Raw genomic sequence first — 20,721 nt, 5'->3', positions numbered from 1 at the left:
TGGATCGTTTCGCTGACGCTCGCGATGACAGTGAGATTTTATCTCCTGTCATCGCGACGCGGAGCCGTAGCAACCCGGCAGCGCTACACTGCGGATTGGGGCTCCGGCATTCGCTTCAGGGATGAGGGCACGGAACGAGAAAGGGCCGGCGGATGTACCGCCGGCCCTTTCTGTTTGATTGAACTGAGAAGAATCAGTTCCGCGCGGCCATCATGTCGTGGGAGAGCACCGTGAGCTTGCCGATCAGGCTCGCCACATCGCCGTGGGCGCAGGACCACTGCGTGCCGATGGCACTGCCGTCGTTCGAGACCGACACCACCGCGACCGAGCGTAGCTTGCCCTCGCGGGCGAGCTTGAGCTGGTCCTGAAGCACCTCGATGATCGAGGCGACGTTCTCGTCGGCGACCGCCTCGGTGGCGGCGGCGGGGAAGGGGACTACGGTGGCGTCGCTGAGGGCGCGATCGAACTTGGACATTCAGGCAACTCGACGATGCTTGAGGGAGGTGCGGCCGAGAGGTCCGGCCTGGAGACGATCCACGAGGAAGGCGAGGCGATCGGGCAGGGCGCTGTCCTTGTCGACGGAGAGGCGCTTGCCGATGGCGGAGGCGACACCCTTGGTCACCCGGCTGACGGCGGGCCGCTCGAGGCGGGGCACCGTCTGCAGTCGGTCCGTTCGGTTCGGGTCGGCGCTCGGATCAGCCATCGCTTCCTCGCTCTCGGACGATTGCACGAGGCTGATCCTGCGCGCCGCATCGCGTCATGAAAATGGCACCGGACCGGTCACGCTTGCGCATTTCCCTGGCTGTGGCGTGAAAGCGACAGTCCCGGCGGCCAGCCCGATCCGGGCTCAGCGCGGGTCCTGCCAGCCCGAGCGAAGCGGCGCTGCGCTGCCCGTGCCGCCCGTGGTCATGGCGCGGGGCGCCTCGGAACGGATGGCGGCCGGCTCGGCCATGGCCGCGCGGCGGGGGGCACGGACCGACCGGCGCAGGGCGGCGCGGCGTTTGCGGGCGGAGCGGGGACGCGCGCCGCTGTTCGAGCCGATGACACCGCCGGCCACCGCACCCACCACGGCACCGACCGGCCCGGCCACGAGCGCGCCGGCCACGGCACCGGCGCCGACGCCCATCGCGGTCCGGTTCTCGGCCTGCGCCGGAGCGGACAATCCCGCGAGCAACGCGAGGCCGGCGCAGGCGCCAAGGCAGGTGTTTCGCATCCGGTTCGTCCCTTCGAAAAGCAGTTCGGGGACGCCCTTGGCCTTCGATCTTGACGAAAGGTTGACCTGATTCGGTGGCGTGACTTGGCCGTACAAAGAAAATCGGGCCCTAAAGTCGCGCTTGTTCTTGTTCAGCCTCGCGCTCGATCCGGGCGAGTGGCCGGCGCAAGCAAAGCACGAGCGGAACAATGGTGAGCGCCGTGGCAGCGGCCGCCAAGAGACCGACTCCCGATCCCATTCGATCGCCCAGCGCCCCGTAGGCGATCGGCGCGAGCCCGCCCGATCCGATCACGGCGGTATAGAACAGAGCGAAGGCCCGGCCGACGTCGCCGCGCGGCGCGAGGTCCGGCACCGTGCCGTAGAGCACCGAGGAGGTGCCGTTGAGGACCAGTCCGACGAGGGGCAGCACGACCAGGGTCGGCCCGAGCGGCAGCAGCAGTAGCGCGGCGACCAGCAGGGCGGTGGCGGTCTCCGTCGCGAGGACGCAGGTCACGACACCCAGGCGCTCGCCGAGCCAGCCGCATACCGCCTTGCCGAAGGCGCCGCCGGAAAAGACCAGGGCGAGGGCGAGCCCGGTGGTCGTGCCCGTGCCGCCCTTCGCTTCCAGAAGGAAGGGCAGGAACAACAGGGTGCCCATCCGCGTGGCCGTGTCGAGGGCGCCGACCGTCATCAGGAGGGAGAAGCCCCGGCCCTCGCCGCCGATTCGATGGGCCCGCGCCGGTGCCGCGTCGAGCGATCCCCGCGGCAGGACGAGGACGAGCGCCAAAGCTGCGGCAAGGCCGACCCCTGCCATCAGCCCGGCGACCGGACGCCAGGCGAGAATACCGAGCAGCAGCGCGACGGCGACCGGAAACAGGGCCTTCCCGAGATCGCCGGCAAAATTGTAGATCCCGAGGGGTCCACGCGCCGAGCCGCCATAGGCCTGCGCGACGAGGTGCGAGGCGCGCGGATGCTGGATGCTCGCGCCGACCCCGGCGAGCACCAACCCGGCGCAGAGCCCGGCCAGGCTAGCGCTCAGCGCCATCACGCAGAAGCCCGCGGCGGCAACCAGGGTCGAGACGGCGAGGCCAGCGCGGATCGGCCATCGCGCCGCCAGCCGGTCGGCAGGCACCTGCAGCCCGCCCATGGTCGCGTAGTAGAGGCTGCGCAGAACGGCGAGCCCGGCATAACCGAGGCCGAATTCCGCCTGCCAGACCGGCAGCATCACGTAGAGCAGATCGGTGTAGCCGTCGTGCAGGGCGTGGGCGAGGCACGCCCCGCCGAGGCTGCGTCGCTTGAGATCGAGGCGCGCGCGATCGCCGTGCATCGATCCATCGAGTCGGACGGCTTGGTTCACACGAAAGGTCCTCGCTGACGCTTGCGCGGGGAACTTAGACTCGTGAGTTTGGCTGGATGAGAGCCTCTCTCCGCACGGGTTCTGTGCGGTTTTCTCACGGATAGAAGGGTGGGGGAGATGCGCCGGTTGCCGCCGCTCCACGCACTGCAAGTGTTCGAGGTCGCGGCCAGGGCTGGCAGCTACGCTCAGGCCGGTCTCGAACTCGGTCTGACGCACGGGGCGGTGAGCCGGCAGATCGCCGCCCTTGAGGCGTGGCTCGGGCAGCGGCTGTTCGTGCGGGTCGGGCGGCGGATGGTGGCGACGCCGGCGGCCCGCGTCTTCGCCGAGGAAATCAGCCTGTCGTTCGACCGGCTCACGGCAGCGGCGGATGCCTGCGGGCGGCCCCAGGCACCGCGGGTCCTGCGGGTCAGTGCGCCCGCGACCTTCGCCATGCGCTGGCTGATCCCACGCCTCGACGACTTCCACGCGGCCCGTCCCGGCACGGAAGTCAGGGTCACGACCACGACGACCCTGCAGGACGCGCTGCGCGGCGGGTTCGATCTCGCGGTCCGTCGCGGTCCCGAGCCGTGGCCGCAGCACCGCGCGGTGCTCTTCCTGACAGAAACGGATACCCTGGTGGCAAGCCCCGCCCTGTTGCGGAGCAAGCCGCTCGCGACCTTGCGCGATCTCGAGAGCCACGTCCTCCTCGGCACCGAGACCCGGCCGGGCGATTGGATCGACTGGCTCGCCGCAGCCGGCCTCGTGCTTCCCGGCGGCGTGCGCCGCCGGGTGTTCGACCACTTCTTCGTAACCCTGCAGGCGCTGGAGGACGGCGCCGGCCTCGGCATCGGGCCGTTCCCAACCCTCGACAGGATGGTTGCCGCGAACCAGCTCGTGGCGCCGTTCCCGGAGATCTACGTCGAGCGGGCCGCCTACTTCGCCCTGACGCCCTTCGACGTCGACAAGTCGCCCGCGCTCACCGCCCTCATCGACTGGCTGGTGGCGGAGGGCAGGCGGCCGGAGCTTACAATTCTCCGGTGAGGAACTGCGCCCGGCCGTGCCCGAACGACCAATCCTCGTCGGTGTTCTCCACCGTCGAGACCATCACGTCGGCGGGAGCGATGCCGCAGGCCGCCTGCAGCTTCTCGGTCAGCAGTCGGTAGAATAGCTCCTTCTTCTCGCGTCCGCGCGGCCGGGTGATCATCTGCACCACCACCACGTCCCGTGTGCGGGGGATGTCGAGGCCGGTATCCTCGACGATCATCCGTGACGGCTTGTGCTCGGTCACGATCTGGTAGCGGTCGCCCGGTGGTACCTGGAAGGCTTCGAGCATAGCCTCGTGCGCGGCGTCGAGCAGAGCCTTCAACTCCGCGTCACTGCGGCCCTCGATCAGGTCGAAACGCATCAAGGGCATCGGACACTCTCCAAAACACCGCGGGGAACGCGCCCTCTGGCGGTTGCCGGGCACCCGCGTTTAAGTAGCCTCGCTTCCGGCCGCTTCCAACCGATCGGGATCATCCGTATTATGCATTCAAATGAGGGTGGGAGGCGGCGCGCGGCGCCACTCACCGGCTCCCGGGAGGAGACGAGACATGTCCGATTTGCGGTTGCGCCGCAGCGTTCTCTACATGCCGGGATCGAACCAGCGCGCGCTTGAGAAAGCGAAGACGCTGCCCGCCGACTCGCTGATCCTCGATCTCGAGGACGCCGTCTCCATGGAAGAAAAGGAGCTGGCCCGCGAGCAGGTCTGCGCCGCGGTGAAGAGTGGAGGCTACGGTCATCGCGAACTCGTGATCCGGGTGAACGCGCCGCAGACACCCTGGGGGGACGGCGACTTGCGCGCCGCGATCCAGGCCAAGCCGGACGTGATCCTGATGCCCAAGGTTTCGTCGCCGGCTGTGCTGGAGAGCGTGGCCGACGCGCTGGAAGCGCTTGAGGCGCCCGATTCCATCGCTGTCTGGGCGATGATCGAAACCCCGGCGGCGATCCTCAACATCCACGAGATCGCCAAGGCGCGCCGCGACCGCCGCAACCGGCTGACCGGATTCGTGCTCGGCACCAACGATCTGGCCAAGGACACCTGGGCGCAACTGGTCCGCGGACGCGTGCCGATGCTGCCGTGGATGATGCTGACCCTGGCTGCCGCCCGCGCCGAAGGGCTGATCATCCTCGACGGCGTGTGGAACGACATCGCCGATCCGGAGGGCTGCCGCGAGGAGTGCCGGCAGGCGCGCGACCTCGGCTTCGATGGCAAGACGCTGATCCATCCCAACCAGATCGAGCCCGCCAACACCTCGTTCGCCCCGACGGAGGAGGAGGTGCGCCGTGCCCGCCTCGTGATCGAGGCTTTCAACCTTCCGGAGAACGCCAAGCGCGCGGCGATCAAGGTCGAGGGCCGCATGTACGAGCGCCAGCATATCGGCATGGCGCGCCGCGCTGTGGTCTGGTCCGAGACTATCGCTGCCCGCGATGCCGCGGCCTGAATTGCGAAAACGGCCGCGCCCGGATGGGGCGCGGCCGCGTCGTCATAAGTGCCGATGACGGCGGAGAGACTTACCAGCCGTAGCCGTAATCGTAGGCCGGACCACCCCAGGAATAGCCGCCATAGGCGCGGCGCGGGGCGTAGTAGCCGCCGTCGTAGTAGCCGACGCTGCGGTAGCCATAGGCGGGACGGGCGTAGCCGTACCCATAGTTGGCGACCGGGCGGGCATAGCCGTAATCGTACCCGTAACCACCGCCGTAGCCGTAACCGCCGTAGCCGTAGGCGTTCGAAGCGGCCGCACCCACGAGCGCGCCAGCCGCAAGGCCGCCGATCACACCGGCCGCGATAGCGCCACCACCGCCACGGCCGCGCCAACGGGCCTCGGCATCGGTCGAGGACAGGACGCCCACGCCGAGGACGGCCACCGCGGACAGAATCGCAAGCTTTTTCATCAAGTCTCTCCGAAAGAGGTGGATCGCCGATCCATTGGCACCCCAACGAGCGCGTCATGGTTTCGGTTCACTCTCAATGTGCCGAAGCTCACGTTGCATCCTGTCGCATGAACGAAGGTGCAAGCAGCCGTTCATCCAGTTGTCAGGATTGCTTCATGGGCTGACAGACCGCGTTAGGCAGCGTGGCCGCCGGGCTCAACTTGGCCGCATCGCCTCCGTCGCGTTCAGCGCCGGCCGCCGACCTCGTCGAGATGTTCCAGAAGCATGGCGGGATCGTCGTAGACCCTGACGGCGCCGGAGCGTTCCAGCTCCTCCGTGCCGTACCCGCCCGAGAGCAGGCCGACCCCGAGTCCGCGGCAGCGGCGGGCCGCCAACATGTCCCAGATCGAATCGCCGACGATCACCGCATGCTCGATCGGCGCGTTCAGCCGCTCGGCGGCTGCGAGGAACAGGTCGGGATCGGGCTTGGCGTATTTCACGAGGTCTCGAGTCACCACCGGCACCTGAGCGGGATCGACTCCGAGAGCCACGAGGTTGTGGCCGGCCGTCTCCATCCGCCCGCTGGTGGCGATCGCCCAGGGAATGCGATTGTCGGTGAGCGTCGCGAGCAGCGCCTTGGCGCCGGGCAGTGGGACGACGCCCTTGGAGAGGCGACCATAAGCCTCCGCATGCAAGCGCCGCAGCCGATCGATCCGCTCCGGGTCGATGTCGAGCCCGGTCTCGCGCAGGAGCTGGTTGGTGAACAGCCCGCCGCTCATCCCGATTTTGCGGTGGATGCGCCAGACCGAGAGCGGAATCCCCTCCTCATCAAGTGCCTCCTTCCAGGCGAGCACGTGCTGGTAGACGCTGTCGACCAGCGTGCCGTCGAGATCGAACAAGAACACGGTTTCGATGCGCATGTTATGACAACTCCATCGGGTGCCGGCCGCAGGGACAACGGGTGCATGTCCCGCTCGATGCATAAGGGGATGGAGCGGCACGAGCATTGACCGGCGGTGGCGGAGCAGGTTGTGGTCGTGATCGTCCCATCATGCTGTTCACTCACCTCGCCGACGACCTCTTCCGCCCGCTCGCCTCGCCGAGCCGCGCCTTCAACGCGGCCCTGCTGCTGCACCTGCATGCGCGCGTATTCGGCGACGCCGCCGAGCCTCTGCGCAAGAGCGAGCTGCTGGCCGCGATCGGCGACTTTTCCGCCGGCTGGAGTCAGGCCGAGATCGCCGACGACGAGGCCACGCCCGTCGATCCGATCGAGCGGCGCTCGGCGGTCTTCCGGCGGCTGATCGAGGCGGGCTGGCTGGTGGAGCGGCGCGAGCGCTACGTGCCGGTGGTCGATTTCGACCCCGACGCACGGCTCTTGATCGAGGAGCTGGCTCGGATCGAGCGCGGCGAGACCCGCTCCTACGGCGGCGCCGTGCTTGAAGTCCTGAGCGCGCTGGAAAGCGCCATCGCCAGCCCCGCCGACCGCTCGGAGGCGCTGCGCAACGCGGCCAAGGCCTCGCGCACCTTCCTCGGCCACCTGCGCGGGCTGGCCGGCGCCATGCGCAAGCTCGAAGAGCGAATCCTGCGCGAGCCGGATCTCGGCGCGGCCTTCCGCCTCTACTTCGAGGAGTTCGTCGAGCGCCACCTCGTCTCCGATTACCGGACGCTGCACACCCGCTTCAACCCATTCCGCTTCCGCTCCGGCATCGTACGCGAGGCGAGCCGCGCCCTGCGCGATCCATTGACGCTCAGGGCGCTGGCGGAGGGTAATCTGCGGGAGGGCCGCGCCGCCGACATCACCGCGGCCGAACGCATGGTGCGCACCGACCTCGTCGAGATCCTCTCGATCTTCGAAGGGCTCGACCCGCATCTCGACGCCGTGGCCGAGGTGGTGGCGCGACTGGAGCGGCGCATCTCGGCCGCGCTCCGCTACCGCGATCCGCGCGATTCCGCCCGGATCGAGCGGGCGGCGGCGGCGCTTCGCGCGATCGGAGCGGGCGAGGACGACCTTGCCGGGCTGCCCTTACCCCAGGTGTCGCTGCTGCGTCCGCCGATCGGACCGCCGCAGCTCACCAACCCGCGCATGCCGCGCCGGATCATCGAGTACGAGCCGCTGCCCGAGATCGACGTCGATCCGGCGATCGAGGCGTTCATCGCCGCCAAGGACGAATTCCGCCGCCGCATCACGGTGACGCCGGAGCGCATCGTCGCCTATCTCGATGCCCGGCTCGTGCAGATGAAGGCGTTGCGCGGCTCCGACATCCAAGTGGATGACGTCGATGCCTTCGTCGTGTTCCAGCGCCTGCGCGAGATCGACGTGCTGTTCGACGGCATGCTGCGCAGCCGCTACCGCGTCGCCCGGATCGAGGGCCGCGTCTCTAACGGCTGGCTCGACTGCCCGGACTTCATGATCGAGCGCGTACCGCCCCCCGCCGCCCGGCGCGGAGCCGGCAAAGCAGGCTGAACGGACAAGACGATGCTCGAACCCTTCCGCGCCATCCTCGACGGCGAGGAAATGCCCCCACCCGGCAGTTCCGCGCCGAGCGAGGAGGAACTGATCCGCGCGCTTCAGGTGATGCTGAAGAGCCAGTGCATCTACGCCGCGACCACCGGCATCGGCCGGTCCTATGAGCTCGCCCGGCACTACGCGCCGTTCTTCCGCGATTACTTCGCCTGTCTCGGCTACCGTTTCGAGGTCGCCCATCGCGACCAGATGGTGTTCCTCGCCCTGCCGCCGGACGGCGTGCGCCACGACGCCCAGGGTGAGCGCCTGCGCAAGGACGAGACGCTGGTGCTGCTGGCGCTCCGGCTCGCCTACGAGGAGGGCCTGCGCGACCACCGCGTCTCCACCGACGGCACGGTGGAATGCACCACCGACGACATCGCCGACGCGATCCGCTCTGCCGCGCGGACAGAACCGCCCGACGAGGCACGCCTGATCGAGATCCTGCGCCTATTCGCCCGCAAGGGCGCCCTGCGGCTGGGCGAGCGCGACCGGGCTGAGCGGGTGACACCGCTGATGGTGATGCCGGGCATCACCGTGCTCTCGCCGGATGCTTGGATGGATCAGGTTCGCGCCTGGGCCTCCGCCGGGGAGGGGAGGGGCGCCTGAGACCGAACGGCGATGAGCCCGTCTCATCGCCGTTCGCCCACGCGAATGCGTGGCGGCTTTCGTCCGCCGTGCGCGTTGATCCCGACCGAGGGGCGGGATCAACGCAAACCGATCTGAGGCGAAGCCTCTTCCTGCGCCCAGGGCGCGGTGGAGAAAGCCCGCTCCAGGAAGGCGATCAGCGCCGTGACCCGCGCCGGCCGCGGAAGGCCCGGTGGCATCACGAGGTTGAGGGCGATCGGCGGCGGCTGCCAGTCCGGCATGACTCGTTCGAGGCGACCTGACTTCAGATCCTCCCAGATCGTGAAATCCGGCTGCACCGCCAGCCCGAGCCCGGCGCGCAGGGCTGGCGCCAGGGCGTCGGCGTTGTTGGCCCGTAAGGGGCCTTCGGGAACGATGGTGACCGTCTCACCCGCGGCGTTGGTGAAGGGCCATCGGTCCGGCGTCGGCAGGTAGGCGTAGCCGAGGCAGGCGCGGGCCTTCAGATCCTCCGGATGCTGTGGCGGTCCGTGCCGCTCGAGATAGGCGGGCGTGGCCACGAGCGAGCGACGCACGCCGCAGAGCCGCCGCACCCGCAGCGAGGAATCGGGCAGCGCCGCGATCCGCAGGCCGAGATCGAAGCCGCCGCCGACGAGATCGACCAGCGCGTCGGACAGGTGCAGGTCGACCGAGACCTCGCGGTGCGAAGCCAGAAATTCCGGCAGCACCGGCGCGAGATGGGCGACGCCGAAGGACATCGGTGCCGCGAGCCGCACCCGGCCCCGCGGCACGCCGTTGGCGTCAAGGGCGCGGGCCTCCGCCGCCTCTCCGGCGGCGAGCAACCCCGCCGCGTCTTCCCGAGCCGCGCGCCCGGCCTCCGTCAGGGCGAGGCGGCGGGAGGTGCGGTGGAACAGCCGCGCGCCGAGCCGGGTCTCCAGCCGCGCCACCGCCTTCGAGACCGTCGCCTTCGACAGCCCCAGTTCCTCCGCCGCGCGGGCGAAGGAGAGGCCGTCGGCTACCACCGCGAACACGGCCCAGGCCTCGAAATCGGGGAGCTTCGCCATTGATCAAATCCAGAAACGATACGTTTCAATCGTTTCCATTTTCACGGGCTTAGGCAAGGGCCAGATTGGGCTCACACCGATCGCAGCCCGGACCGAACACGGATCCCCGCGGCGATTACTACCGACAGGAGATCCGCACCATGAGCACGCACGGCATCCACCACGTCACGGCATTTGCGAGCGATACGGCCCGCACCATCGACTTCTACACGCGCGTGCTCGGCCTGCGGCTGGTGAAGAAGACCGTCAACTTCGACGATCCGGGCACCTACCACCTCTATTTCGGCGACGAGGTGGGCGCGCCCGGCACGATCCTGACCTTCTTCCCCATCGCACAGGCCGCCCCCGGCCGGGTCGGCATCGGGCAGGTCTCGGAGACTGCCTTCCGCGTGCCGCGCGCCGCGATCGGCACCTGGACGCACCGCTTCGTCTCGCTGAACGTCTCTCATGAGGCGCCGGTGACGGTCTTCGGCGAGACGGTGCTGCGCTTCCGCGATCCCGACGGGATGCCGCTGGCGCTCGTTGGGGTCGAGGGGGCGGAAGCCGAGCCGGCCTGGGTCCCCGGTGACATCGCGCCGGAGGCCGCGATCCGCGGCTTCCACGGTGTCACCCTGCTGCTGCGAGGGGCGGAGACCACCGCCGCGATCCTCACCGACGTGCTCGGCTTCGAGGAGGCCGCCCGCGAGGGCAGCCAGATCCGGCTGACGAGTGGGGCGGGGCTCGGTGGGTTCGTGACGCTCCGGGCGGTCGGCGACTTCCTGCCCGGGCGGCAGGGGGCGGGCTCGGTCCACCACATTGCCTTCCGCGCCGCCGACGACGCGGCGCAGGCGGCGATGACGGAGCGGCTGAGCGATCGGCACGGCCTATCCGTGACCGAGCAGCGCGATCGGCAGTACTTCCGCTCGGTCTACTTCCGCGAGCCCGGCGGTGTGCTGTTCGAGATCGCCACCGACGCGCCCGGTTTCGCCGTCGATGAGCCGGCGGCGGAACTCGGGACCGGGCTGAAGCTGCCGCCCTTCCTCGAGCCGCATCGCGGGCAGATCGAGGCGGTGCTGCCGAAGGTCGCCTGACCCCGCCGCACGCCCCCGCGACCGCCCGGATCATTTCCGGGCGGTCGCATCACCCTCAGTAATGAACGGAGACAGCCATGACGAACGGCGTCACCTTCGACTTTGTCCACCGCTTCGAGCCCGGCACCGACGGGAGCGCGCCGCCGCTCCTGCTGCTGCACGGTACGGGTGGCGACGAGACCGACCTGCTTCCCCTCGGCCGCACCCTGTCGCCCGGCTCCGCGCTGCTCTCGCCCCGCGGGCCGGTTCTGGAGAACGGCATGCCGCGCTTCTTCCGCCGTCTCGCGGAGGGCGTGTTCGACGAGGCGGATGTCCGTCGCCGGGCCGGCGACCTCGCAGCCTTCGTCGCGCAGGCGCGGGCAGCCTACGGTCTTACGGCGCCGGTGGCGGTCGGATTCTCGAACGGAGCCAACATCGCAGCCGCGACACTCCTGTTGCATCCGGAGGTGCTCGCGGGTGCGGTGCTGCTGCGGGCGATGGTGCCGCTCGCCGAGAGTCCGCCGGCCGATCTCGCCGGCCGCCCGGTACTGCTGCTCTCGGGCGCCCTCGACCCGATCGTGCCCGCCGACAATGCCGAGCGGCTCGCCTCCAGCCTCCGGCTGGCGGGCGCCTCGGTGACTCACACGGTCAATCCGGCCGGGCACGGGCTGTCCCAGGCCGACCTCGCTGCCTCCGGGGCGTGGCTCGCCAAGAATTTTGGCGGGTGAATGGTCCTCGCGGCACCGCTGCCCGATGCGACCGCCGGAGAAACCATGATCAGGTGCTCTGCGAGATGCTCGTAAGACGTGGCGGGGGCAGCGCCCCCGTCACGCGGCCCGCCCCGGTCCCTCCACCGGCTCGCCCAGGGGCAGCACCCAGATTTCGCCCTCGACCGGCATGCCGAAGGCGGTATGGGTCGCGGTCTCAACGCAGGCGAAGCCGTGGCGGGCATAGATACGCCGGGCGCTTTCCAGAACCGTGTGGGTCCACAGCGTCAGGCGGGCATAGCCCGTCTCGCGGGCGAACCCGATGCAGGTCTCGACCAGCGTATCGCCAATGCCGCGGCGGCGTGCGAAAGGCTCGACATAGAGGAGGCGCAGCCGCGCGGTACCGTCGCCTTCATCGGTGAGGAAGACGGACCCCGCCAGCACGCCGTCGATCTCCGCGATCCAGCACTGTTCGCGCCCCGGCTTATAATTCCGCAGGAAGTTGGTGGTGGCCTCGCCCTCGACGATTTCCAGGCCGCGGCCCCAATCGTGGCTCTGGGCGTAGAGCATCGATTGCCGAGCCGCGATCAAGCCCATATCGCCGGTGCGGAACGGGCGGATCGTGAAGCCTGGAACAGAGTCGGGTTGCAGTAAGAGGCGCACGCGCGCCATCGCCTCCGCCAGATCCGCTTTCTGGACGGAATCGAGTCCCCCGACGAGGCTTGCGACGGCCGCGCGCTGCCGTCCGTCCACCTCCTCGAACGCCCTGCGCCCGGCTTCGGTCAGCTGGATCGGCCGGGCGCGCGCATCCGCGCCGCGGGCACGGGTGATCCAGCCCCGCTGCTCGAAACGGGCCAGGATCCGGCTGACATAGCCCGCATCCATGCCGAGCGTCGCCTGCACCGCGCGCGCGGTGATCAGCTCCTCCGCTGGGTCGTGCGTGGCGATCTCGAACAGCAGGCGTGCGTCCGGAAGCGTGACGTCGCAGCCGAGGAACTGATCGTCGAGCGCGCCGACGAGCCCCGTGTAGAACCGGTTGAAGCGGCGGACTCTGGCGATGACGTCTTCGGCGCTGGCATCGGTCATGGCCTCAGCATCAACGAGAAAGTTGACGGAGTCAACTAAAGGCTCGGATGGGCTGAACGGATCGGCACCGCGACCGGAGAAGCCGTGGATACCCGAGGCGTACCAGGGGGACGACCCATGCGCCTCCGAAGCTTGCCGGGTATGCTGATGCGCAGGTCGATACGACGAAGCGCCATGGCGGCGCACCCCTGGCCAGACACCCATCCTCAGGGTGATCGGTTCGTTAACGATGCCGTCCGATAAAGGGAAACCTGCAAAATCCGCCTAGTTTTACGCCACGCGTCCCTTTGCGTGCAGTCCGGTGCGACGATAGCCTAAGGAAAGATCTCCACGAAAAGGCTCTCAGATGCCGATCCGGCAGGATAGGGGCATGGTCCAGTGTTAGCGATCCCGCTTTTCGTCATCGCCGGCTTGCTGATCGGCCTGTTCTATCACTGGGGAATGCTTGCCGTCGCGAGTTCCTTTATTATTGTTGTACGGACTCTTTATCACCTTCACAGCGGCCAGTTTGTGCTGCCTGACCTTCTAATGATCGCCGCCTCCCTCTGCGCGCTGCAGGGAGGTTATGTATTCGGAGGGTATATCGCTTACAAGAAAGATATCTGAACCGACTTCAGACCCAAATGATGGTGCCTGCCATCCACGATGCTGTGCCCCACAGCACAATCGAAGCGACAATGAAAAGAACCCCGTAAGTTAGGCGAGGACGGCGGGCGGGCATTTCGACGATCGATGTTCTGGACAGATGCGGAACGCATCCCACCGTATGGCATGGATCGTATTGAGTTTTTGTCAAAATTGATGGTTCTCGCATGTGGCAGAGTACGCATAGGGTGGTCGAAAAGCAGTAATCGACCGGCCTTCGTGAACCTGCCGTTGAAGGCAAGCTGAAGCAGTTGTTCAAAGCGTCGAGCGCTGTCCCACGTCCGGCCAGATCTGGTCTCGAATCGGTGTTGCTTCGTCAAATCACGGGTCGGTGATTGTTGTAGCGTCGCCCCGGCCGCTCGAATAAATCGAGACCCCGGTTTTTGGCGCCTTCGGGCCGTGTCCATCGACGCGCCCACGCCATCGGACGACCCCGCCCTTGCGTGAGCGGGGCGCAGCGTCCATTGCCCTGTCTCTCGTTCAATCTCGGGGACAGGCGGCCGGGCCGGTGTACCGTCTCACCGACATCGCGATCTCGAATTGGTACCTCATCCGGCGCGAGCAGATCCGGATCCGGGGCGCGGCGGCGCTCGTCGGTCCTACGGGGGCGGGCAAGTCCACGATCTTCGACGCGGTCGGTACCGTGCTCGCGGGCAACAACGCGAGCCGTCTGGCACTGAATGCCTCCGCCTCGGGCCGCAGCGCTCGCACCGTGCGCGACTACTGCCTCGGCTGGATCAGCGACCCGGCCGAGGGCGGGCGTCCGACGCGGGAGGCCTGCGAGACCCTCATCGCGCTCGTGTTCGAGAATCCCGCGAGCGGGCGGATCGTTACGGTGGGGCTGGCACTCGCCGCCCGCTCGGAGGAGCCGAAGGAGGAGACACTCTCCCGCTTCGTCGCTATCGGTCACCGTTTCGAGATCGCCGATTACGTGCGGGAGACGAGCGAAGGCAGCTTCGTCGCTCCCTGGACCGAGGTCGCTGCGGATCTTCGCCGCCGCGCTGACAGCTTCGAGGAGTTCCGCACCTCCGGCGAACGCTTCACCGCCGCCGTTCTGGCGACCCTGCGCGAGGGCGCGGCGGTCCCCGACCCGCGCCAGTTCCTGCGCACCTTCTCCAACGCAGTGGCGTTCAAGCCGATCTTCGACACCAGCGCCTTCGTGCGCAGCTTCGTGCTGGAGGCCGAGCCGCTCGACGTCGCCCGCATCCGCCAGTCGATCGAGACCTGGCGGCGGCTTCTGGAGACCATCGAGGAATTGGAGAAGCGCCTCGCGCATCTCTCGCGCATCTGCGAGCGCTACGAGAACTGGGCGCGCGCGAGCCTCACCGCTGCCCTCGACGAGATGCGCGCCGCCGGGGCCGACCTGCGCCGCCGCATCCTCGATCATGCGGAGGCCCGCGGCCTGCTCTCCGAGACGAGCGAGCGCCTGCGCATCGCCCGCGAGAGTGTGGCGACGAGCCAGAGCTTCGTGCGCGAGATCGACGCCGAGATCGCCGCCCGTAAGGCGCTGATCGTCGGAAGTGCGGCGGAGGCGCGGCTCGCCGCCTCCCATGCCGGCCTCGCCATGGTCGCTCGCGACCGGCGCGACCTGACGAACCGCGTCGCCGCCATCGTCGGCCTCGTACAGGATGCCGGCCGCCTCAGTGCGATCAGTGGCCCCTTGCGCCGGATCGATCTGGGGGCGGCACGTATCGTCGAGGCCTGCGCCCGCTCGGGGCTCCGCCGCGAGGCGCCGCCGGAGGACATTTTACGCGCGGACGGGCCGTTGAAGGGTCTGCTCGACGGGCTGGCGCAGATGCCCGACGTGTCTGACGCTCTGGAAGAGGAAGCGGAAGAACTCGCCCTCAAGGCCCGCGAGCGCGAGAACGAGGTCCGGGGGCTCGACGTGCAGGTCGGGGCCGGCCGCGCCTCGGCCGCGCGCCTGTCCTCGGACACGGAGGCCTTTCGCGAGGAGTTGGGCCGGCTCGGGATCGAGGCGGCGCCGATCTGCGAACTTGCCGAGATCGTCGATCCGAAATGGGGCCCGGCGCTGGAAGGGCTCTTGGGCCGCGCCCGCGAAGCCCTGGTGGTCGAGCCCGACCGCCTCGACCGCGCCTTCGCCCTGCTCGAATCGCGAAAGAACCAGTTCTTCCGCTGCCTGCTGGTGAAGACCACCGACACCGCCCGCCGCGCGGCGCGCCGCTTCGATGACGGGCCGATGGGCCTGATCGAGACCGACAGCGATCACGCCGAGGCGTTTCTCGCCGCCCGGCTCGGCGGCTACGACCTCGCGCCCGACGACGCGGCGCTCCGGACCATGAGCCGTGCGGTGGCGCCGAGCGGGCGCTCGACCTCGGGGATGGCCTATTCGGTGGTGCGTCCCGTGCCGCTGATGATGACACGCGGCCAGCGCGGGCCCACCGCCGAGACCCGCCGTCGCCTGGACGAGGCGCGCGAGGAGGCGCGGACCCTGCGGGCCGAGGCAACGGTGATGCGCGAGGCTGCCCGGATCGCTGCGCTGCTGCGGAGCCGGCTCACTGAGGCACCTGTCGATCTTGGGGCCCTGCGCGAAGAGGCTGACGCCATCGAGGGCCGCCGCCGCAGCCTCGCCACCGAGCAGGAAACCGTCGCCCGCGCCGATGCCGGCGTGATCGAGGCGGAGCTGAAGGAGCTTCAGAAGGAGCGCTCCGCCTACCTGACCGAACTGGTGCAGGTGCTGGAGCCCAAGCGCGACGGCCTGCTCGCTGAGGAGGCAGGGCTGAAGGCTCGGGTCGCACAGGGAAGGGAGGCGGCGCGCGCCGCATTCCTGGCCTACCGCACGGCGCTCAAGCGCTGGACCTCCGGCGACACGGTGCGCATCCGCCTCACCGGCACCGTTCCCGCCGACGTCCCGGATACGGTGGCCGGCATCGCCGGAGCCCGCGCCGACCGCGCCGCGCTCGACACCAAGGCGTTGGCCTCCCTCGCCTCGCAGGCCCGTGCCTCCGCCCGCGAGGCAGCGGACAGCGTACGCAACCAGGGCCGTGCCGCCGAGCGCGACCTGGCCGAGTACTGCGCCGCCTGGCGCGTCGAGAATCCGCTGGGGTCGGGCGAGCAGCCGGCCTCCTTCGGTTATGCCTGGGCCGTGCGCGAGCGGGACGAGGTGGCCGGCCATGAGCTGCGCCGCTACCGCGACCAGTCGCTCCGGGCGGAGGCCGAGATGCGCCGCCTGATGACGGAGGATCTGCTGACCCGGCTCGCCGACAAGTTCGAGCGGATGCGCGCCAGGCTCGACGCGCTCAACGAGCGCCTCGCCTCGCAGACTTTTACGGGCCAGACCTACGCCTTCGAGGCGGAGGTGGACCGCCGCTACGCCGCCGTCCACGCGCTCGCCACCGAGGTGGCCCGTTCGCCCGACGCGGCGCAGGCCGTGCTGCCAAGCCTCGATCATGCGCCCGAGGACGGCCCGGACAAGAACCCGCTCGCCGCGGCGCTTGCCGAGATCACCGCACTGATCGAGGGTGAGGAGAGCGCGGCGCGATTGGCCGACTACCGCAACTACTTCGTCTACGAGATCGGCATGCGCGACCGGGCGGGCAATCGCACCACTCTGTCGAGTCGTGCGCTCCGTGGCTCCGGCGGCGAGGCGCAGGCGCCGTTCTACGTGGCGATCGCCGCCTCCATGTCCTCCGCCTACTATCCCGGCGACCGACCCGGCGACGAGACGCCGGGGCTCGGTCTCTGCCTCTTGGACGAGGCGTTCTCCAAGCTCGACGTGCGCAACAGCCAGTCGCTCGTCGATCTTTTCCGCGCCTGGGGCCTGCAGCTTCTGATCGCAGCGCCGGAGGACAAGCGCACCACCCTGACCGAGGTGATGGACACCGTCGTCACCGTCTACAAGAGCCCCGATCTCGCCTCCGTCCGAATCGAGGCGGAGCATCCATTGGAAACCGCGAAGCGGGCGCTCGCCGAAATCAACCCGGAGCGGCGCGGAATCGAGGCGTTTCGCCTTTCAGACGCGGCCGAATAGCGGTGTTCCAGCCGAGAATTAGCTTGGCCGAAGATCGACCGCCCGTTCATCGAACTTTATCCTCTCCGGCCATTGACGGCGCCGACCCTCCCGCGTAGAAGCGCGCCACTCCGGTGGATCGAGAGTCGCTTTCGGGTCGAAGCCAGGGGCTTCGGCAACCGTCGTCAGACCGATACCGGCATCACACCCTGACGTACTCGTCAGATCAGCGGGTAAGAACGCGTCGTTTCACGGCGTGATCCTCTGCCTCACCATCGCCAAAGGCCTTTATCGGCCTCTGGCGCTATTCGTTTTGCCGCGGGTTCGCTCGCGGACCGACCGCTCCGCAAGGGGCTTCGACAGGTTTCAGACGGTGGCCGCCCCGTGCGGCCGGATGAAGAGGGCACAGGATGCCGACGATCAACCAGCTGATCGCCCAGCCGCGCAAGGCGCAGAAGGCGCGCAACAAGGTGCCGGCGCTCAACGCCTGCCCGCAGAAGCGCGGCGTCTGCACGCGCGTCTACACCACGACCCCGAAGAAGCCGAACTCGGCTCTGCGTAAGGTCGCCAAGGTGCGCCTGACCAACGGCTTCGAAGTGATCGGCTACATCCCGGGCGAGGGCCACAACCTTCAAGAGCACTCCGTGGTCATGATCCGCGGCGGCCGCGTGAAGGACCTTCCGGGTGTGCGCTACCACATCCTGCGCGGCGTGCTCGACACGCAGGGCGTCAAGAACCGCAAGCAGCGCCGTTCGAAGTACGGCGCCAAGCGTCCGAAGTAATCTTTTCGGACCGAAGGCTTTCCACGGCCTCGTAAGGATGTCGCCGGCGATCAGCTCAAGGCGGCCTGCGCGAGGTGCTTAAGACCATATTTTTCGAGAGTCGAAAAAATGTCCCGTCGTCACTCAGCCGAGAAGCGCGAGATCATCCCGGACGCCAAGTACGGCGACATCGTCCTCACCAAGTTCATGAATTCGATCATGTACGAGGGCAAGAAGTCGACGGCTGAGCGGATCGTCTACGGCGCCTTCGACCTCGTCGAGAGCCGCGCCCGCGCCAACCCGATCGAGGTGTTCCGCGCCGCGCTCGACAACGTCGCCCCGGCGATCGAGGTCCGCTCCCGCCGCGTCGGCGGCGCGACCTATCAGGTCCCCGTCGAGGTCCGCACCGAGCGCCGCCAGGCTCTCGCCATCCGTTGGCTGATCCAGGCCGCCCGCGGCCGCAACGACCGGACCATGGTCGAGCGTCTCTCCGCCGAGCTGCTCGATGCCGCCAACAACCGCGGCAACGCCGTCAAGAAGCGCGAAGACACCCACCGGATGGCCGAGGCCAACCGCGCCTTCTCGCACTACCGCTGGTAATTCGCCTGTCGAGCGCGGCCACCGGGCTGCGCTCCAAGCCTGCTTTCTCCCGGAGAGACCCCGATGCCCCGCACGCACGCGATCGAGGACTACCGCAACTTCGGCATCATGGCCCACATCGATGCCGGCAAGACCACGACGACCGAGCGGATCCTCTACTACACCGGCAAGTCCCATAAGATCGGCGAAGTCCATGAGGGCGCCGCCACGATGGACTGGATGGAGCAGGAGCAGGAGCGTGGCATCACGATCACCTCGGCTGCGACCACCTGCTTCTGGCGCGACAAGCGTCTGAACATCATCGACACCCCCGGCCACGTCGACTTCACGATCGAGGTGGAGCGCTCGCTCCGCGTGCTCGACGGAGCCGTGTGCGTGCTCGACGGCAACCAGGGCGTCGAGCCCCAGACCGAGACCGTGTGGCGTCAGGCCGACAAGTACGACGTGCCGCGCGTCGTGTTCGTCAACAAGATGGACAAGATCGGCGCCGACTTCTTCAAGTGCGTTGCCGACATCATCAGCCGTGTGGCCGGCAAGCCGGTTTGCCTGCAGCTGCCGATCGGTGCCGAGTCAAGCTTCAAGGGCGTGATCGACCTCATCAAGATGAAGGCGATCGTATGGTCGGGTGAGGCGCTCGGCGCCAACTTCTCCGAGGAGGAGATTCCGGCTGATCTCGCCGATCAGGCCGCCGAATACCGCACCAAGATGATCGAGGCCTGCGTCGAGCTCGACGACGACGCGATGACCTCCTATCTCGACGGCGTCGAGCCGGACGAGGAAACCCTGCGCAAACTCGTGCGCAAGGCGGTGCAGCTTCGTGCCTTCCATCCGGTGCTGTGCGGCTCGGCCTTCAAGAACAAGGGCGTGCAGCCGCTCCTCGACGCGGTTGTCGATTACCTGCCGTCTCCCGCCGACCGCGGCGAGATCAAGGGCCTCGACTTCAAGACCGAGGAAGAGGTGGTTCGCCACCCGTCCGACAGCGATCCCTTCTCCATGCTCGCCTTCAAGATCATGGACGATCCCCACGTCGGCACGATCACCTTCTGCCGCGTCTATTCCGGCAAGGTCGAGTCGGGCGCCAACGTCATCAACTCGTCGCGCGACAAGAAGGAGCGCGTCGGCCGCATGCTCCTGATGCACGCCAACAACCGTGAGGACGTCAAGGAGGCCTTCGCTGGCGACATCGTCGCGCTGGCCGGTCTCAAGGACACCCGCACCGGTGACACCCTGTGCGATCCGAACAAGGCTGTGATCCTCGAGAAGATGGAGTTCCCCGAGCCCGTCATCGAGATCGCCGTCGAGCCGAAGTCGAAGGCCGACCAGGAGAAGCTCGGCATCGCGCTCTCGAAGCTCGCTGCCGAGGACCCGTCCTTCCGCGTCTCCACGGACCAGGAATCGGGCCAGACCATCCTCAAGGGGATGGGCGAGCTCCACCTGGACATCAAGGTCGACATCCTGCGCCGCACCTACAAGGTCGACGCGAATATCGGCCAGCCGCAGGTCGCCTACCGCGAGAAGCTGACCCGCCGTCAGGAGATCGACTACACCCACAAGAAGCAGACCGGCGGTACCGGTCAGTTCGCTCGGGTGAAGTTCGTGGTCGAGCCGAACGAGCCGGGTGCCGGCTTCTCGTTCGAGTCGAAGATCGTCGGTGGCGCGGTGCCGAAGGAGTACATCCCTGGCGTCGAGAAGGGCCTCAACTCGGTCCTCGGTGCGGGCGTGCTCGCCGGCTTCCCGGTGGTCGACGTGAAGGTCGAGCTGATCGATGGCGCCTACCACGACGTCGACTCCTCGGCGCTCGCCTTCGAAATCGCCTCCCGCGCTGCCTTCCGTGAGGCGCTGCAGAAGGGCGGCTCGGTGCTGCTCGAGCCGGTGATGAAGGTCGAGGTCGTCTCGCCGGAAGAGTATACCGGTTCGGTCATCGGCGACCTCAACTCCCGCCGCGGCCAGATCCAGGGCCAGGACATGCGGGGCAACGCCAACGTCATCAACGCGATGGTGCCGCTGGCCAACATGTTCGGCTACGTGAACCAGCTGCGCTCCTTCTCCCAGGGCCGCGCCAACTTCACGATGCAGTTCGACCATTACGAGGAAGTGCCGCGCGGCGAGGCCGACAAGGTCATCGCCAAGTACGCCTAAGGGCGCGGGCGTCACGCTTCTTCGATCAACGACACAGACGATTAGGAGGCCCTGATGGGTAAGGAAAAGTTCTCCCGTACGAAGCCGCACTGCAACATCGGCACGATCGGACACGTCGATCACGGCAAAACGTCGCTGACGGCAGCGATCACGAAGGTTCTGGCGGAGTCGGGC

Annotated in this window: 21 protein-coding genes; 12 read left to right on the top strand and 9 right to left on the bottom strand. The window is 68.2% G+C overall.

The window, feature by feature from the left end; genetic code table 11:
* Positions 1-193: 193 nt before the first annotated feature.
* The 4 genes from FHU13_RS12640 to FHU13_RS12625 all read right to left on the bottom strand — a co-directional run bounded on the left by FHU13_RS12640 (position 194) and on the right by FHU13_RS12625 (position 2,549).
* A complete protein-coding gene (locus tag FHU13_RS12640) occupies positions 194-475 on the bottom strand; it encodes a hypothetical protein (RefSeq protein WP_183436233.1) in 282 nt (93 codons plus the stop codon).
* Positions 476-703 (bottom strand): hypothetical protein, encoded by a 228-nt coding sequence (locus tag FHU13_RS12635; RefSeq protein WP_210287621.1) that lies wholly within the window; start codon positions 701-703, stop codon positions 476-478.
* Between the two features lie 144 nt (positions 704-847).
* Complete coding sequence (locus tag FHU13_RS12630; RefSeq protein WP_183436231.1) at positions 848-1,213, bottom strand: hypothetical protein; 366 nt, start codon at positions 1,211-1,213, stop codon at positions 848-850.
* 109 nt (positions 1,214-1,322) lie between these two features.
* Positions 1,323-2,549: an MFS transporter gene (locus FHU13_RS12625; RefSeq protein WP_183436230.1), complete on the bottom strand. Its 1,227-nt coding sequence runs from the start codon at positions 2,547-2,549 to the stop codon at positions 1,323-1,325.
* A gap of 117 nt (positions 2,550-2,666) precedes the next feature.
* Between FHU13_RS12625 and FHU13_RS12620 the strand changes: the two genes are divergently transcribed.
* Positions 2,667-3,569 (top strand): LysR substrate-binding domain-containing protein, encoded by a 903-nt coding sequence (locus FHU13_RS12620; protein WP_183436414.1) that lies wholly within the window; start codon positions 2,667-2,669, stop codon positions 3,567-3,569.
* Here FHU13_RS12620 and FHU13_RS12615 read toward each other — a convergent pair.
* Positions 3,553-3,942 (bottom strand): tautomerase family protein, encoded by a 390-nt coding sequence (locus tag FHU13_RS12615; RefSeq protein ID WP_009864586.1) that lies wholly within the window; start codon positions 3,940-3,942, stop codon positions 3,553-3,555. The genes FHU13_RS12620 and FHU13_RS12615 overlap by 17 nt on opposite strands.
* 178 nt (positions 3,943-4,120) lie before the next feature.
* Between FHU13_RS12615 and FHU13_RS12610 the strand changes: the two genes are divergently transcribed.
* Positions 4,121-5,011, top strand: coding sequence for a CoA ester lyase (locus tag FHU13_RS12610; RefSeq protein ID WP_183436229.1), 891 nt, complete (start codon positions 4,121-4,123; stop codon positions 5,009-5,011).
* Positions 5,012-5,081: 70 nt separating this feature from the next.
* On the opposite strand, the gene FHU13_RS12605 is transcribed toward FHU13_RS12610, so the two are convergent.
* Both FHU13_RS12605 and FHU13_RS12600 read right to left on the bottom strand, forming a co-directional pair.
* The gene (locus FHU13_RS12605) at positions 5,082-5,462 is read right to left on the bottom strand and encodes a hypothetical protein (protein WP_183436228.1); all 381 of its coding nucleotides are present in this window, start codon (positions 5,460-5,462) and stop codon (positions 5,082-5,084) included.
* Between the two features lie 224 nt (positions 5,463-5,686).
* Positions 5,687-6,361: an HAD family hydrolase gene (locus FHU13_RS12600; RefSeq protein WP_183436227.1), complete on the bottom strand. Its 675-nt coding sequence runs from the start codon at positions 6,359-6,361 to the stop codon at positions 5,687-5,689.
* Between the two features lie 131 nt (positions 6,362-6,492).
* Between FHU13_RS12600 and FHU13_RS12595 the strand changes: the two genes are divergently transcribed.
* Both FHU13_RS12595 and FHU13_RS12590 read left to right on the top strand, forming a co-directional pair.
* Entirely contained in the window at positions 6,493-7,905 is a 1,413-nt protein-coding gene (locus FHU13_RS12595; RefSeq protein WP_183436226.1) for a Wadjet anti-phage system protein JetA family protein, read from the top strand.
* Positions 7,906-7,917: 12 nt separating this feature from the next.
* Complete coding sequence (locus FHU13_RS12590; RefSeq protein WP_183436225.1) at positions 7,918-8,553, top strand: DUF4194 domain-containing protein; 636 nt, start codon at positions 7,918-7,920, stop codon at positions 8,551-8,553.
* Between the two features lie 98 nt (positions 8,554-8,651).
* Here the strand turns inward: FHU13_RS12590 and FHU13_RS12585 are convergent, their stop codons facing one another.
* On the bottom strand, positions 8,652-9,593 hold the full coding sequence (locus FHU13_RS12585) for a LysR family transcriptional regulator (RefSeq protein WP_183436224.1): 942 nt from the start codon (positions 9,591-9,593) through the stop codon (positions 8,652-8,654).
* Positions 9,594-9,733: 140 nt separating this feature from the next.
* Between FHU13_RS12585 and FHU13_RS12580 the strand changes: the two genes are divergently transcribed.
* Entirely contained in the window at positions 9,734-10,663 is a 930-nt protein-coding gene (locus tag FHU13_RS12580) for a ring-cleaving dioxygenase (protein ID WP_183436223.1), read from the top strand.
* 77 nt (positions 10,664-10,740) lie between these two features.
* On the top strand, positions 10,741-11,370 hold the full coding sequence (locus FHU13_RS12575) for an alpha/beta hydrolase (RefSeq protein ID WP_183436222.1): 630 nt from the start codon (positions 10,741-10,743) through the stop codon (positions 11,368-11,370).
* A 99-nt stretch (positions 11,371-11,469) separates the two neighbouring features.
* On the opposite strand, the gene FHU13_RS12570 is transcribed toward FHU13_RS12575, so the two are convergent.
* Positions 11,470-12,435 carry a helix-turn-helix domain-containing GNAT family N-acetyltransferase gene (locus FHU13_RS12570; protein WP_183436413.1) on the bottom strand — a complete coding sequence of 322 codons (966 nt, stop codon included), beginning with the start codon at positions 12,433-12,435 and terminating at the stop codon, positions 11,470-11,472.
* A 378-nt stretch (positions 12,436-12,813) separates the two neighbouring features.
* On the opposite strand from FHU13_RS12570, the gene FHU13_RS12565 reads away from it, so the two are divergent.
* From FHU13_RS12565 to FHU13_RS12540, 6 genes are all read left to right on the top strand, one after another.
* Positions 12,814-13,041 carry a hypothetical protein gene (locus FHU13_RS12565; RefSeq protein ID WP_183436221.1) on the top strand — a complete coding sequence of 76 codons (228 nt, stop codon included), beginning with the start codon at positions 12,814-12,816 and terminating at the stop codon, positions 13,039-13,041.
* A gap of 547 nt (positions 13,042-13,588) precedes the next feature.
* A complete protein-coding gene (locus FHU13_RS12560) occupies positions 13,589-17,068 on the top strand; it encodes an SbcC/MukB-like Walker B domain-containing protein (RefSeq protein ID WP_183436220.1) in 3,480 nt (1,159 codons plus the stop codon).
* Between the two features lie 389 nt (positions 17,069-17,457).
* On the top strand, positions 17,458-17,829 hold the full coding sequence (rpsL, locus tag FHU13_RS12555) for a 30S ribosomal protein S12 (RefSeq protein WP_004447775.1): 372 nt from the start codon (positions 17,458-17,460) through the stop codon (positions 17,827-17,829).
* Between the two features lie 108 nt (positions 17,830-17,937).
* Positions 17,938-18,408 (top strand): 30S ribosomal protein S7, encoded by a 471-nt coding sequence (rpsG, locus tag FHU13_RS12550; protein WP_017485508.1) that lies wholly within the window; start codon positions 17,938-17,940, stop codon positions 18,406-18,408.
* A gap of 63 nt (positions 18,409-18,471) precedes the next feature.
* Entirely contained in the window at positions 18,472-20,547 is a 2,076-nt protein-coding gene (gene fusA / locus FHU13_RS12545; protein ID WP_183436219.1) for an elongation factor G, read from the top strand.
* Positions 20,548-20,601: 54 nt separating this feature from the next.
* Positions 20,602-20,721, top strand: a 120-nt coding sequence (locus FHU13_RS12540; RefSeq protein ID WP_246714651.1) for a GTP-binding protein, incomplete at its 3' end; no start/stop codon positions are given.

This window comes from Methylobacterium sp. R2-1 (assembly GCF_014191355.1).
Taxonomy (GTDB): domain Bacteria; phylum Pseudomonadota; class Alphaproteobacteria; order Rhizobiales; family Beijerinckiaceae; genus Methylobacterium.
Note: the sequence above shows the minus strand (reverse complement) of the source record. Positions and strands in the feature narration are given on the sequence as shown.